Annotated in this window: 16 protein-coding genes and 2 other annotated features; all 16 genes read right to left on the bottom strand. The window is 44.3% G+C overall.

The window, feature by feature from the left end; all coding sequences use genetic code 11:
• Positions 1-20: 20 nt before the first annotated feature.
• The gene (gene rpoB / locus ACW5MY_RS00685; RefSeq protein WP_013350808.1) at positions 21-3,602 is read right to left on the bottom strand and encodes a DNA-directed RNA polymerase subunit beta; all 3,582 of its coding nucleotides are present in this window, start codon (positions 3,600-3,602) and stop codon (positions 21-23) included.
• Positions 3,603-3,845: 243 nt separating this feature from the next.
• Positions 3,846-4,451, bottom strand: coding sequence for a class I SAM-dependent methyltransferase (locus ACW5MY_RS00680; RefSeq protein WP_013350807.1), 606 nt, complete (start codon positions 4,449-4,451; stop codon positions 3,846-3,848).
• A 91-nt stretch (positions 4,452-4,542) separates the two neighbouring features.
• Complete coding sequence (rplL, locus tag ACW5MY_RS00675) at positions 4,543-4,914, bottom strand: 50S ribosomal protein L7/L12 (RefSeq protein ID WP_003156436.1); 372 nt, start codon at positions 4,912-4,914, stop codon at positions 4,543-4,545.
• A 41-nt stretch (positions 4,915-4,955) separates the two neighbouring features.
• On the bottom strand, positions 4,956-5,456 hold the full coding sequence (rplJ, locus tag ACW5MY_RS00670) for a 50S ribosomal protein L10 (protein ID WP_013350806.1): 501 nt from the start codon (positions 5,454-5,456) through the stop codon (positions 4,956-4,958).
• A 63-nt stretch (positions 5,457-5,519) separates the two neighbouring features.
• Positions 5,520-5,662, bottom strand: a sequence feature (ribosomal protein L10 leader region).
• A 48-nt stretch (positions 5,663-5,710) separates the two neighbouring features.
• A complete protein-coding gene (rplA, locus tag ACW5MY_RS00665) occupies positions 5,711-6,409 on the bottom strand; it encodes a 50S ribosomal protein L1 (RefSeq protein WP_045514073.1) in 699 nt (232 codons plus the stop codon).
• A gap of 94 nt (positions 6,410-6,503) precedes the next feature.
• Complete coding sequence (gene rplK / locus ACW5MY_RS00660; protein WP_003156430.1) at positions 6,504-6,929, bottom strand: 50S ribosomal protein L11; 426 nt, start codon at positions 6,927-6,929, stop codon at positions 6,504-6,506.
• Between the two features lie 167 nt (positions 6,930-7,096).
• Positions 7,097-7,630, bottom strand: a complete 534-nt coding sequence (nusG, locus tag ACW5MY_RS00655; protein ID WP_013350804.1) for a transcription termination/antitermination protein NusG — start codon at positions 7,628-7,630, stop codon at positions 7,097-7,099.
• 165 nt (positions 7,631-7,795) lie between these two features.
• Entirely contained in the window at positions 7,796-7,975 is a 180-nt protein-coding gene (secE, locus tag ACW5MY_RS00650) for a preprotein translocase subunit SecE (RefSeq protein ID WP_003156422.1), read from the bottom strand.
• A gap of 32 nt (positions 7,976-8,007) precedes the next feature.
• On the bottom strand, positions 8,008-8,157 hold the full coding sequence (rpmG, locus tag ACW5MY_RS00645) for a 50S ribosomal protein L33 (protein ID WP_003156421.1): 150 nt from the start codon (positions 8,155-8,157) through the stop codon (positions 8,008-8,010).
• Between the two features lie 89 nt (positions 8,158-8,246).
• Positions 8,247-8,903: an RNA polymerase sporulation sigma factor SigH gene (gene sigH / locus ACW5MY_RS00640; RefSeq protein ID WP_014469614.1), complete on the bottom strand. Its 657-nt coding sequence runs from the start codon at positions 8,901-8,903 to the stop codon at positions 8,247-8,249.
• A 62-nt stretch (positions 8,904-8,965) separates the two neighbouring features.
• Positions 8,966-9,478: a ribosome-dependent mRNA decay endonuclease Rae1/YacP gene (gene rae1 / locus ACW5MY_RS00635; RefSeq protein ID WP_013350802.1), complete on the bottom strand. Its 513-nt coding sequence runs from the start codon at positions 9,476-9,478 to the stop codon at positions 8,966-8,968.
• A 6-nt stretch (positions 9,479-9,484) separates the two neighbouring features.
• Positions 9,485-10,234, bottom strand: coding sequence for a 23S rRNA (guanosine(2251)-2'-O)-methyltransferase RlmB (gene rlmB / locus ACW5MY_RS00630; protein ID WP_013350801.1), 750 nt, complete (start codon positions 10,232-10,234; stop codon positions 9,485-9,487).
• Positions 10,218-10,649, bottom strand: a complete 432-nt coding sequence (locus ACW5MY_RS00625) for a Mini-ribonuclease 3 (protein WP_013350800.1) — start codon at positions 10,647-10,649, stop codon at positions 10,218-10,220. Before ACW5MY_RS00625 ends, rlmB begins: the two co-directional genes overlap by 17 nt.
• 4 nt (positions 10,650-10,653) lie before the next feature.
• Positions 10,654-12,054: a cysteine--tRNA ligase gene (gene cysS / locus ACW5MY_RS00620; protein WP_013350799.1), complete on the bottom strand. Its 1,401-nt coding sequence runs from the start codon at positions 12,052-12,054 to the stop codon at positions 10,654-10,656.
• A complete protein-coding gene (gene cysE, locus ACW5MY_RS00615; protein ID WP_003156410.1) occupies positions 12,051-12,704 on the bottom strand; it encodes a serine O-acetyltransferase in 654 nt (217 codons plus the stop codon). Before cysE ends, cysS begins: the two co-directional genes overlap by 4 nt.
• Positions 12,705-12,778: 74 nt before the next feature.
• Positions 12,779-13,012: a binding site (T-box leader), on the bottom strand.
• Positions 13,013-13,014: 2 nt separating this feature from the next.
• Positions 13,015-14,466 carry a glutamate--tRNA ligase gene (gene gltX / locus ACW5MY_RS00610; RefSeq protein WP_014469613.1) on the bottom strand — a complete coding sequence of 484 codons (1,452 nt, stop codon included), beginning with the start codon at positions 14,464-14,466 and terminating at the stop codon, positions 13,015-13,017.
• Positions 14,467-14,486: the final 20 nt, after the last annotated feature.

Raw genomic sequence — 14,486 nt, 5'->3', positions numbered from 1 at the left:
TTGCCTTTATCAATCAGAGACTATTCTTTAGTTACTGCGTCACGTTCAACGTCTGGAGATGCTGTTTCTTCCGGCGCTTCATCACCTGATAATGCAAGGCCGTCAGCTTGTTTCGCATCTTCTTCGTCTTCTAGATCTCTCATTTCTATTTCTTCTTCATCACTTGAGAGGATTTTTACATCCATACCTAAGCTTTGAAGCTCTTTGATCAATACTTTGAATGATTCCGGAACACCAGGCTCTGGAACATTATCGCCTTTGACGATGGCTTCATATGTTTTCACACGTCCGACCACGTCATCAGACTTCACAGTCAGGATTTCTTGAAGCGTGTAAGCTGCGCCGTAAGCTTCAAGCGCCCAAACCTCCATCTCACCGAAACGCTGTCCGCCGAATTGGGCTTTACCTCCGAGAGGCTGCTGCGTAACAAGTGAGTAAGGGCCTGTAGAACGGGCATGAAGTTTATCATCAACCATGTGTGCCAGTTTGATCATGTACATGATTCCGACAGATACACGGTTGTCGAACGGTTCTCCCGTACGGCCGTCATAAAGAACTGTTTTGGCGTCTCTTGACATGCCTGCTTCTTCAAGTGTTTCCCACACGTCTTCTTCACGCGCGCCGTCAAATACAGGTGACGCGATGTGAATGCCGAGGTAGCGGGCAGCCATACCCATGTGAAGTTCTAATACCTGACCGATATTCATACGGGATGGTACACCCAGCGGGTTAAGCATGATATCGATCGGCGTGCCGTCAGGAAGGTAAGGCATATCTTCTTCAGGAAGAATCTTCGAGATAACCCCTTTGTTTCCGTGACGTCCGGCCATTTTATCCCCTTCAGAAATCTTACGTTTCTGAACGATATATACGCGTACAAGCTGGTTCACGCCCGGAGGAAGTTCGTCTCCGTCTTCACGGTTGAAGACTTTTACGTCGTGGATAATACCGCCGCCGCCATGAGGCACACGGAGAGAAGTATCACGGACTTCACGCGCTTTTTCTCCAAAGATTGCATGCAGAAGGCGCTCTTCAGCCGTAAGCTCAGTTACACCTTTAGGCGTTACTTTACCTACGAGAAGGTCTCCGTCGTTGACTTCCGCACCGATACGGATAATTCCGCGGTCATCAAGGTTGCGAAGCGCATCTTCCCCTACGTTTGGAATATCGCGGGTGATCTCTTCCGGTCCAAGCTTTGTATCACGTGCTTCTGATTCATATTCTTCAATGTGAATAGATGTGTATACATCATCTTTCACAAGACGTTCACTCATGATGATGGCATCCTCATAGTTATAACCATCCCATGTCATGAAGCCGACCATTACGTTGCGGCCGAGAGCAAGCTCACCCAGCTCCATTGAAGGGCCGTCAGCAAGGATTTCTCCTTTGACTACTTCATCACCGACACTGACGATCGGACGCTGGTTGTAGCACGTACCTTGGTTGGAGCGGACAAATTTCAACAAGCTGTACTTATCCAGGTTGCCTTTTACTTTTTGACCGTCAATTTCTTCATAGCGGCGCACCCATACGTTTTTCGCTTCCACCCGTTCAACGATACCAGGGTGTTTACAAATAACGGCTGCACCGGAGTCTTTACCGGATACGTATTCCATACCCGTTCCGACGATCGGAGCTTCCGGCTGCATCAAAGGCACAGCCTGACGCTGCATGTTCGCTCCCATGAGGGCGCGGTTCGAGTCATCGTTTTCTAAGAACGGAATACATGCTGTAGCAGCAGATACAACCTGTTTAGGAGATACGTCCATGTAATCCACGCGGTTGCGGGCTACAACGGTGTTTTCCCCTCTGAAACGGGCTACGATGCTGTCATCCAAGAAAGAACCGTCATCGCTCAGCTTAGCGTTCGCTTGGGCTACGACATAGTTATCCTCTTCATCAGCAGTCAGGTAGTCGATTCTAGGCGTTACTTTTCCTGTTTCAGGATCAACCCGGCGGTATGGCGTCTCAATGAAACCAAAGCGGTTTACTTTCGCAAATGATGACAATGAGTTGATCAAACCGATGTTCGGGCCCTCAGGCGTTTCAATTGGACACATACGTCCATAGTGAGAGTAGTGAACGTCACGTACTTCCATACCTGCACGCTCACGCGTCAAACCGCCCGGTCCGAGAGCTGACAGACGGCGTTTATGCGTCAATTCAGCAAGCGGGTTCGTCTGATCCATGAATTGAGAAAGCTGTGAGCTTCCGAAGAACTCTTTAATAGACGCAATAACAGGTCTGATGTTAATCAGCTGCTGCGGCGTGATTGTGTTTGTGTCTTGAATTGACATTCTTTCACGTACGACACGTTCCATCCGGCTTAAACCGATACGGAATTGGTTTTGCAGGAGTTCACCTACAGAACGCAGACGGCGGTTTCCGAGATGGTCGATATCATCAGTGTCGCCCACTCCGTGCAGGAGGTTGAAGAAGTAGCTGATAGAAGAAATAATATCAGCAGGCGTAATGTTTTTAATCGCCTCTTCAATATAAGCATTACCGATCACGTTGATCGTCTGCTCTCCTTCTGCATCAGTAGGAGCATAGATTTTAATGGATTGAAGCATCACTTCATCCTCAACTACGCCGCCGTTAGGATAAAGTTTTCTGAAGCCGATTCCATTTTCTAAGTATGGCAGTACTTTATCAAGTGTTCTTCTGTCAAGAATCTGCCCTTTTTCAGCGAGAATTTCACCGGTTTCAGGATCCACCAGTGTTTCTGCAAGGCGCTGGTTAAACAGGCGGTTCTTGATATGAAGCTTTTTATTAATTTTATAGCGTCCTACATTAGCAAGGTCGTATCGCTTCGGATCGAAGAAACGGGAATCCAGCAAGCTCTTTGCGTTTTCTACTGTAGGCGGCTCTCCGGGACGAAGGCGCTCATAGATTTCAAGAAGCGCTTTGTCACTGTTTTCAGTGTTGTCCTTATCCAGTGTATTGCGGAGATATTCGTTCTCTCCAATGAGATCGAGAATCTCTTGGTCGGAACCGAAGCCGAGAGCACGCAAAAGAACCGTAACCGGCAACTTACGTGTGCGATCAATGCGGACATACACAACATCTTTCGCATCAGTTTCGTATTCTAACCATGCGCCACGGTTTGGAATGACAGTCGCGGTAAAACCTTTTTTACCGTTTTTGTCTACTTTACCACTGAAATATACACTTGGAGACCGAACAAGCTGAGATACGATAACACGTTCTGCACCGTTGATGATAAAAGTACCGGTATCTGTCATAATAGGGAAATCACCCATGAAGACATCCTGGTCTTTTACCTCTCCAGTTTCTTTGTTAATTAAACGAACCTTCACTCTTAGCGGAGCTGAGTAAGTCACATCACGTTCTTTTGACTCTTCAACGGGATACTTAGGATCTCCTAAACTGTAGTCAATGAACTCAAGAGAGAGGTTACCAGTGAAATCCTCAATTGGTGATATGTCTTGAAACATCTCTCTAAGACCCTCATCAAGAAACCACTGATAAGAAGAGGTTTGAATTTCAATGAGATTTGGTAATTCTAACACTTCGCTAATGCGAGCATAGCTTCTGCGCTGGCGGTGTCGTCCATACTGAACTAGTTGACCTGTCAACTGATTCACCCCTCAAATCATGCGTATTATATGTGTAATAAGCATCCCTTACAATGAAGAAATACTTTTACAAGACAAAAGAAAAAAGGGTTTCTAATTAAGAAAACCACATCCAAAAACAAATACCGATTATATTAGCATTTCCATGTTTGTATAATTTATACATGCACTATGATTATTCAGCATATCATGCAAAATATATACATTGGCATTTTACAATATTAACATAGCTGAAAATTCAAGTCAAACTTTTTTTGCTTTTATGATATAATAGCCTTTCTTTTTTTGAACGACAGAAACTTCGTCAAAAAGTTCCTTCAGTTTTTCAACGGCAGAAGGCCCGCCCTGTTTTTTCTGTATAACGATCCACAATTCACCTGAAGCCCTTAAATGCTCAGCGCTTTTTTCAAAAATGGCATGGACAACTTTTTTTCCGGCGCGGATTGGGGGGTTTGTAATAATCGAAGCAAATGTTTGAGCAGAATCAATATTTGAAAATAAATCACTCTGATAAATCCGGACGTTTTTTATTCCGTTTTTTTCTGCATTTTCATTTGACAGCTCTACGGCTCTTTCATTCACGTCAATCATGTGCACGGTCCGGTCTGTAAATTCACCGGCAAGCGACAGACCAATCGGCCCGTAACCGCAGCCTGCATCCAGGAAGTCACCGTCAATCTCAGGCTCTTCAAACGCTTCAATTAAGACACGCGAACCGAAATCAACTTCCTTTTTTGAGAAAACGCCGCTGTCACTTGTGAATGTATAAGATCTGTTCCGCAGTGTAAATGACCATGTCTGTTTATCGCTTTTAACTGAAGGTTTTTCTGAATAATAGTGTTCACTCATTATTAGAACCTCCTTTTTTAATTGCACTTAAAGAAAAGCAAAGAAAAAGCCCGCCTCATAAAAGCGAGCTTCCCCTACAGGCAAGTGAAGATTACTTAACTTCTACAGAAGCGCCAACTTCTTCAAGTTTAGCTTTAAGCTCTTCAGCTTCTTCTTTCGCAATACCTTCTTTAAGTGGTTTTGGAGTGTTGTCAACAAGTTCTTTAGCTTCTTTCAAGCCAAGACCAGTGATTTCACGAACAACTTTGATAACTTTGATTTTCTGAGAACCTGCACCAGCAAGGATAAGGTCGAATTCGCTTTGCTCTTCAGCAGCGCCGCCAGCAGCAGCTCCGCCAGCTACAGCTACAGGAGCAGCAGCAGTTACGCCAAATTCTTCTTCGATTGCTTTTACTAGGTCGTTCAATTCAAGTACAGTTGCTTCTTTAACGGAAGCAATGATTTCTTCGATATTTAAAGCCATTTGAAATTCCTCCATTTGTTTTATTTTAGGTTAAAATCAGATTAAGCGCCTTGTTCTTCCTTTTGGTCTGCAACTGCTTTAGCTGCAAGTGCAAGGTTGCGAACTGGAGCTTGAAGTACGCTAAGCAACATAGAAAGTAAGCCATCGCGTGAAGGAAGTTCAGCAAGAGCTTTCACTTCTTCAACAGAAGATACTTTACCTTCGATAACGCCCGCTTTGATTTCCAGAGCTTCGTGGTTTTTCGCGAACTCGTTAAGAACTTTCGCTGGAGCGACAACATCTTCAGTACTGAATGCGATCGCATTCGGTCCAGTTAAGACATCATTCAAACCATCAAGTTCAGCTTGTTCAACCGCACGGCGAGTCATTGTGTTTTTGTACACTTTGAACTCTACATTAGCTTCGCGAAGCTGTTTACGGAGTTCAGTTACTTCAGAAACGTTAAGTCCGCGGTAGTCAACGATGATCGTTGATTTGCTTTCTTTCAGTTTAGAAGCAATCTCTTCAACAACAACTTTTTTTGTTTCAATTGCGCTGCTCATGGTTACACCTCCTGTAGATTTTGTGTAACACTTATACCGCTAGGTGATCACGACTGTGACGACGATTCCATATAAAAAGCCTCCATGTGGACATGGAGGCTGTATATACAAGCATACGTAACGTAATAGCTGTGATATATATACACCTCGGCAGGATATTAAGCCACAACGGCCCCTGCTGTCTACGGTATAAATGACATATTATATTTTACAACATTTTGAATCATATCAGAATGCTGATCTAAAGTCAAATATTATTTTACGTTGAAAGTAGAAGCGTCTACTTTGACACCAGGGCCCATAGTAGAAGTAACAGCAACGTTTTTCACGTAAACACCTTTAGCCGCAGCCGGTTTTGCTTTCAGGATTGTATCATACATTGTTGTGAAGTTCTCAACAAGTTTTTCATCCTCGAAAGAAACTTTTCCGATTGGAACATGGATGTTACCAGCTTTATCAACGCGGTATTCAACTTTACCAGCTTTGATTTCGCCGATTGCTTTTTCTACTTCGAATGTAACAGTTCCTGTTTTAGGGTTTGGCATAAGACCTTTTGGTCCAAGCACACGGCCGATTTTACCGACTTCACCCATCATGTCAGGAGTCGCAACGATTACATCAAATTCGAACCAGCCTTGCTGGATTTTCGTGATGTAATCAGAATCGCCTACGTAGTCTGCACCGGCAGCTTCAGCTTCTTTTGCTTTTTCGCCTTTAGCGAATACAAGCACACGCTGAGTTTTACCAGTTCCGTTAGGAAGAACGACTGCACCGCGGATTTGCTGATCGTTTTTACGAGGGTCAACCCCTAAACGAAAAGCAACTTCAACTGTAGCGTCGAATTTAGCTGTGTTTGTTTTTTTAGTAAGCGCCACTGCTTCAGCGACGTCGTAAGCTTTTGCACGGTCTACAAGCTTCGCAGCTTCAACGTACTTTTTACCTTTTTTAGCCATTTTAAAATTTCCTCCTTATGTGGTTATAGCGGAATAACCTCCCACGAATAAGGGTTGCGAACTTGTGAAAACTCGCAACCCGACAAGAAACAAATTAATCCTCGATAACGATACCCATACTGCGGGCAGTACCTTCAACCATGCGCATTGCCGCTTCAACGTCTGCTGCGTTTAAGTCAGGCATTTTCGTTTCAGCGATTTCGCGAACCTTATCGCGCTTAACGGTTGCCACTTTATTACGGTTTGGTTCACCAGAACCAGACTCAATTCCAGCTGCTTTTTTAAGCAATACTGCAGCAGGCGGAGTTTTTGTAATAAATGTAAATGAACGGTCTTCGTAAACCGAAATTTCAACAGGAATGATTAAACCAGCTTGGTCAGCTGTACGAGCGTTAAACTCCTTACAGAATCCCATGATATTTACACCGGCTTGACCTAGTGCAGGTCCAACTGGCGGCGCTGGGTTAGCTTTTCCAGCAGGAATTTGCAATTTTACAACTTTTACTACTTTTTTAGCCACGAGACACACCTCCTTAAGTCCGTGATGTGGTAATAGGGTAAACCCTCCCACTCAAGGTTTCATTCTTTATATGAATGACGAAATATCAAGCTAGCTGCCTTGGATTAGTCCAAGACGTACCTTTGCTATATTATCATTAATATATAGCAATTTCAAGTTTTTTCACATTACAATTTGTCGATCTGGGTAAATTCCAGTTCAACAGGTGTTTCACGGCCGAACATGTTAACGAATACCTTCACTTTGCTCTTATCATAATCAATCTCTTCAATTGATCCTGTAAAGTTGGCGAATGGTCCGTCTATGACTTTGACTGTCTCATTCAATTCAAAATCAATGTCTGTTTTCCGCTCGTCCATGCCCATCCGTTTTAAGATGGCTTCCGCTTCGCCGGGTAAAAGCGGAGTCGGTTTTGAGCCTGAACCGGCTGATCCGACGAATCCGGTAACGCCCGGCGTGTTGCGGACCACATACCATGAATCATCAGTCATGACGATTTCAACAAGCACATAACCCGGGAATACTTTCTTTTTGACTACTTTTTTCTTGCCGTTCTTAATATCAGTCTCTTCTTCTTCAGGAACGACCACGCGGAAAATTTTATCCTGCATTCCCATTGATTCCACACGTTTTTCAAGGTTTGCTTTTACTTTGTTTTCATAACCGGAATACGTATGAACAACATACCAATTCTTTTCCATTCTATCAGGACTCTGCAGTCCTTCCCTCCCCGCATTTAAAAATGAAGTGTAAAACAAAAAATAGGCGCAGAGCCTATGAATCCTTTTTTTCAACACAATAAAAAACCCGCTGAACGGGTTTTGGCAAACGATATTATGATCTATTATAGCACGTATTGCTGATCATTATTCAACTATTAAACGAATTAATTGAGAAATTCCTGTATCAAGGAGGGCAAAAAAGATAACAAAAAAGATAACCGTTGAAATCACCGTGATCGTATAGCGCGTTAACTCTTTGCCTTTTGGCCAGCTAACCTTTTTCATTTCTTTCCCAACATCTTTAAAGAAACTCATCATGCGCATGTAAAAGACCTCCACAATTTAAAAAGCGAACACTATTTTGTTTCTAAATGAGCTGTATGTGAATTGCAAGTGCTGCAGTACTTCTTAACTTCTAACCGCTCAGCCGCTGATGCAGAGCTTTTCATTGTCGTATAATTACGATTCCCGCATGTTTTGCATGCCAGCGTAATCTTTTTTCTCATATCGTTACACCTTTTCCTAAATAGACATTCATTTATCTTAATAAAATAGCACAGTCAGAAAAATTCTGTCAATATGACACAGAAACCCGCTACATGCTGATTTCTCTTATTTCTAAATACTTCTCAAGCTTGCGCTTTACACGCTGCAAGGCATTATCGATTGATTTTACGTGTCGGTTTAAGTCATCTGAAATTTCTTGGTAACTTCTTCCGTCTAAATACAAAACAAGCACCTTTCTCTCCAGATCGCTCAGCAGTTCTCCCATTTTCATTTCAATATCATCAAATTCTTCCTGATTAATAATCATTTCTTCAGGATTTAACGTTTTAGCGCCTGAGATGACATCAAGCAGTGTTCTGTCTGATTCTTCATCAAAAATAGGCTTGTCTAAAGAAACATAGGAATTTAAAGGAATGTGTTTCTGACGGGTAGCTGTCTTTATAGCGGTAATAATCTGGCGGGTAATGCATAATTCTGCAAAAGCTTTAAATGAAGTGAGCTTGTCCTCTCTAAAGTCTCGGATAGACTTATATAAGCCTATCATCCCTTCCTGTACAATATCTTCTCTGTCAGCCCCTATTAAAAAATAAGACCTGGCTTTCGCCCGTACAAAATTACGGTACTTCGTAATCAAGTAATCTAACGCATCACTATCCCCAACATGAACCTTTTCAATGACCTGCTCGTCCTCCAACTGGCAAAACTGCACTTTGTTAAATTTTCCCTTGTTGTTCTGTAGATTCACTGCGATCCCCCCGGCGCACGTAGATAGAAATATTATACATTAATGGGCGAAAAAGCGTCAACCTAATCCAGGCCGCCGCGACGCCACTTTTCAAACGTTTTCAAAACCTCTTCGGACAGCTCGATTTTACCCGGGGGTTTTTCGGAAGTGATCTTTGAGACCCGCCTTTGAATCCGGCGTTCTATCGCATCAACTTCCCTCAGCAGCTCCCGGGCGGATTTGCGGAGAGCCCCTTGTCCGAAAATCGCCCATTGCTCCGTATAATCAGAGGTCGCGACATGAATCTGTGTCGCGATATTATTCAGCGCCTGGGCAAGCTTCTCGATCCGCTCATCCGCCGTTTCATTCTCCCGTGTAAAAATCACTTCGACTCTGTGATTCGTGTGTTTTTTCTCTATGCCTTTTACCAGATGTGCGTCAAACACCACAATGACTTTGATTCCCGTGTATGACTGATATTCCGCCATCTTCTGAATCAGCACATCTCTCGCTTCTTCAAAACTGTTCGCTTTTAAATCCTTTAGCTGCGGCCAAGCTCCTATCATGTTGTATCCGTCTACTAATAGGATGTCCATCGGTCTTTATTCCCCTAAAGGATTGCGTTTCCGGTAGACTTCATACATCAGAAGGCCGGCCGCTACTGACGCATTCAGAGACGTGACTTTTCCGGCCATCGGAAGTTTAATGAGAAAATCACATTTCTCTTTCACAAGGCGGCCCATTCCTCTTCCTTCGCTTCCGATAACAAGCGCCAAAGGCATCTTGCCGTCCATAGAGCGGTAGTCTTCCCGGGCGGATGCATCCGTTCCGACAACCCAAATGCCCCGCTCCTTCATTTCATCAAGTGTCCGGGCAAGGTTGGTCACCTTCACGACGGGAATGTGTTCAATGGCACCGGTCGATGCTTTTGCGACCGTCGCAGTCAGACCGACCGCTCTGCGTTTCGGAATAACGATGCCGTGTGCGCCGACGGCATCAGCCGTTCTCATGATAGATCCGAGGTTATGAGGGTCTTCCAGCTCGTCCAATATGAGAAAGAAAGGCTGTTCGTTTCTCTCTTCCGCTCTTTTATATAATTCGTCTAATTGTGCATATTCATATGCCGCCACCTGGGCGACAACTCCCTGATGCTGCCCCTCCACCATCTGATCGAGTTTTTTCCTCGGTACAAATTGGATAGTGATGCCTTGTTTTTTCGCAAGCTCAATAACTTGCTGCGCCTGTCCTTTTACTGTGTTTTCCGCCATCCATAACTTGTACAGCTTGCGATCAGACTTTAACGTCTCAATCACTGCGTTTTTTCCTATGACGTAATCATGTTGCTGACTCATTTGTTTTCCTCCCTGACGTCCCGACTTGTAAAGCCTCAGTAATCAGCTGATCCAGTCTTTCTTCTCTTTTCTCAAGAAAAAGATATCCGAGCAAAGCCTCAAAAGCTGTACTATGGCGGTACGTCTGTACATCTGTGTTTTTAGGTGTCGTCCCTGATTTCGCGTTTCTTCCTCTTCTCAGCACGGCTTCCTCTTCTTCCGTGAAAAAGGATTCGTCCTGAAGGCGGAAAAGAATGTCTGCCTGTGATTTTGCCGATACAATCCGGCTTGCTTTCTTATGAAGGTCATTCGGTTTCGTATGGCCCTGCTTAAGCAGGTGATGCCGGACATATATTTCAAAAATGGCATCACCCATATAAGCGAGCGCAAGACCGTTTAACTGCTTTGAATCTTTGATTTGTTCAAATTGAAGCATCCGCTTACTCTCCCCGCTTCCAGCGAGTTCCCTGAGCCGTATCCTCAAGAATGATATTCATGCTTTTCAGCTGATCGCGAATCTGGTCGGATAAAGCAAAATCGCGATTACGGCGGGCTTCATTTCTCTTCTCAATCAATTCTTCAATTTCTTCATCGACAAGCTCTTCTTCACCGAGCGTAAGTCCGAGAACAGATCCGATTCTGTCAAACATGCTGATAAAGGCTTTAATGACGTGATCCGCCGTATTGTCCTCCTGCATGTAGTAATTGGCGAGCTTCGCTAAATCAAACCATACGGAAATCGCATTCGCCGTATTAAAGTCATCATCCATTGCTTCTTCAAATGCCGTGCGGTGCTCTTCGATTTTAGCGAGCCATTCATCATCATTGTCAGTCAGATTCGTGCTGCTAATCAAACGATGGTTTAAATTACTGTAGGCCGTCTTCAAGCGGTTAAACGCGTTTTTTGTTTTCTCAAGCAGCTCCTCCGAATAGTTGATCGGGTGGCGGTAATGAACGGACAGCATGAAAAATCTCAGCAGCTGCGGGTCATATTGCTTAATGATATCGTGCACCAAAACAAAGTTGCCGAGCGATTTTGACATTTTCTCATTATCTATATTGATATAACCGTTGTGAAGCCAGTATTTTGCGAATGTCTTGCCTGTCAATGCTTCGGATTGTGCGATTTCATTTTCATGGTGCGGGAATGTCAGGTCCTGACCGCCGGCATGAATATCGATCTCGTCACCCAAATACTTTTTCACCATTGCGGAGCATTCAATATGCCAGCCTGGGCGGCCTTTTCCCCAAGGGCTATCCCATGAGATTTCTCCGTCTTTGGCGGCTTTCCAAAGAGCAAAGTCCAGCGCATCCTCTTTCTTCTCACCGACACGGATACGCGCTCCAGATCTGAGTTCATCAATTGATTGCTGAGATAGCTTGCCGTAGCCTTCGAAGGCTCTTGTTTTGAAATAGACGTCGCCTTCTGATTCATAAGCGTAGCCTTTTTTAATCAGCTCGCTGACAAATTCAATAATGGCGTCCATGTTCTCCATAACCCGAGGGTGAAGATCTGCTTTCCGGCATCCGAGGGCGCCCACGTCTTCAAAATACGCTTTAATGAACCGCTCAGAAACGGTCGGAACGTCCTCGCCGAGCTCGTTGGCGGCTTTAATCAGTTTGTCGTCAACATCGGTGAAATTCGATACATATTGAACGTCGTACCCTTTATATTCCAAATAGTTGCGTACGGTGTCATACACAATCGCCGGACGGGCGTTTCCGATATGAATATAGTTGTATACAGTCGGTCCGCACACGTACATTTTTACTTTTCCTTCCTCAAGAGGAACGAATGTTTCCTTTTTCCGTGTCAATGTATTATAAAGTGTAATGGTCATTTTTGGTTGATCCTTTCTTTTTTATCTTCCAGTTCAGCCTGCAGCTCAAAAATCTGCTGCTCCAATGCTCTAAACCGGTCAGCAACCGGATCGGGCAAGTCTTGGTGATTGAGATCGCGTTTGATTTTTCTTCCGTTCTGAATGACGACTTTTCCCGGTATGCCGACAACGGTTGAAAAGTCGGGAACATCACGCAGCACAACGGAGCCGGCCCCTACTTTAGAACCTTGCCCGACTGTTATAGAGCCGAGCACCTTCGCCCCTGTTGCAATTAAAGCATCATCTTTAATGGTCGGATGCCGCTTTCCCTTTTCTTTTCCCGTTCCCCCGAGAGTGACACCTTGGAAAACCGTCACGTTATTGCCGATTTCACACGTTTCCCCTATGACGACCCCCATACCGTGGTCAATGAAAAATCTTCTCCCGATGGTCGCGCCGGGATGGATTTCAATACCGGTAAAGAAACGGGCAATCTGCGATATCAGCCGCGCAAGGAAGAAAAACCTCCGTTTATATAAAGCATGTGCAATCCGATGCGCCCATATAGCATGTAAACCAGAATAAGTTAAAACAACTTCGAAATAGCTTCTTGCTGCCGGATCTTGATCGAACACTGTATCTATGTCTTCTTTTAGCATTTTAAAAAACACATGCTTCCCCCCATTCTCTCCCCGCTCCAGTCTATTTTTCCGCCTATAAAAAAAGCGCCTCTGCATGTAAACATGACAGAGACGCTTTTACCGCGCGGTTCCACTCTGTTTGAAAAACAAAATGCTGTTTTCCCAACTTAAAAGCCGGTAACGGCGGCGGCCGCCTTTAAATACTGATTTCCGCAGAAATGTTCTTCAAAGGTCTTAAGGGCGCACTTCTAAAACATGACGCATGAATCTCTCTCAGCCGATGAAGATTCTTTCTGTAATGGTCATTGTTTTATACTCTTCCCTGTCAACAATCGTATATTTAGATGCTTTTCAGGCGTTTTACGGCTGTTTCTCTTCCGATCAGCTCAATAGCCTGCGGAAGCTCCGGACCGTGTGTCTGGCCGGTAACCGCTACACGAATCGGCATGAACAGCTTTTTGCCTTTATGGCCTGTTTCTTTCTGAACAGCTTTAATTGAGGCTTTGATCTGCTCAGGCGTAAATTCTTCAAGCTCTTCAAGCTTCGCAGCAAATGCGCTGAGCACTTCAGGCACCTGTTCTTCTTCCAGAACGGCTTTTGCCTCTTGATTATACTCGATTTCATCCTTAAAGAACAAATCAGTCAGCTCGACAATTTCAGCGCCGTAGCTCAATTGCTCATGATAAAGAGAGATCAACTTATGCACCCATTCCTGCTCTTCGGCAGAAAGCTCAGTGCCGACTTTTCCTGCTTTTTGCAGGTGAGGAAGAGTCAGCTCAACAACTTGATCAAGATCCAGCGCTTTGACGTATTGGTTGTTGACCCATTTCAGTTTATGCATATCAAACAGAGCCGGTGACTTAGATAAACGATTCACATCAAAAATTTCAATAAATTGCTCTCTTGTGAAGAGCTCTTCTTCACCGACAGGAGACCAGCCGAGAAGTCCGATAAAGTTAAACAGCGCTTCAGGCAGGTAACCCAGCTCTTCATACTGCTCAATAAACTGGATAATTGATTCATCACGCTTACTTAATTTTTTGCGGCTTTCGTTTACGATAAGCGTCATATGACCGAATACAGGAATATCCCAGCCGAACGCCTGAAAAATCATGATCTGTTTCGGTGTATTTGAAATATGGTCTTCACCGCGGAGCACGTGCGTCATTTTCATTAAGTAATCGTCAATTGCGACGGCAAAGTTATACGTCGGTGTTCCGTCTTTTTTGACGATGACAAAGTCGCCGATACCGTCTGATTCAAAAGAAATCTCGCCCTTTACGATATCGTTAAAAGCGATGATTTTCCCTTCCGGCACGCGGAAACGGATGCTCGGCTGTCTGCCTTCGGCTAAAAACTGCTCCTGCTCTTCCTGAGTCAGGTTTCTGTGTTTGCCGGAATAGCGCGGCATTTCCCCGCGGGCGATCTGCTCTTCACGTTCTTTTTCAAGTTCTTCTTCCGTACAGAAACATTTATAAGCAAGCCCTTTTTCAAGAAGCTCTTCATAGTATACTTTGTAAATGTCGTTACGCTCAGACTGGCGGTACGGGCCGTACTCTCCGCCGACATCCACACTTTCATCCCAGTCCATGCCGAGCCATTTCAAATAGTTAAGCTGGCTTTGCTCTCCGCCTTCAATATTTCGCTTTTTGTCCGTGTCCTCAATCCGGATAATAAACTTTCCGCCTTGGCTGCGGGCAAATAAATAGTTAAAAAGCGCCGTTCTGGCGTTACCGATATGCAAATGTCCGGTCGGACTCGGTGCATAGCGAACGCGTACTTCATTTCCCATGTTCAAATACTTCCTTTCAT

It is taken from the genome of Bacillus sp. Bwzl_19, from assembly GCF_054900515.1.
This window is presented reverse-complemented; position numbering and strand designations above follow the sequence as displayed.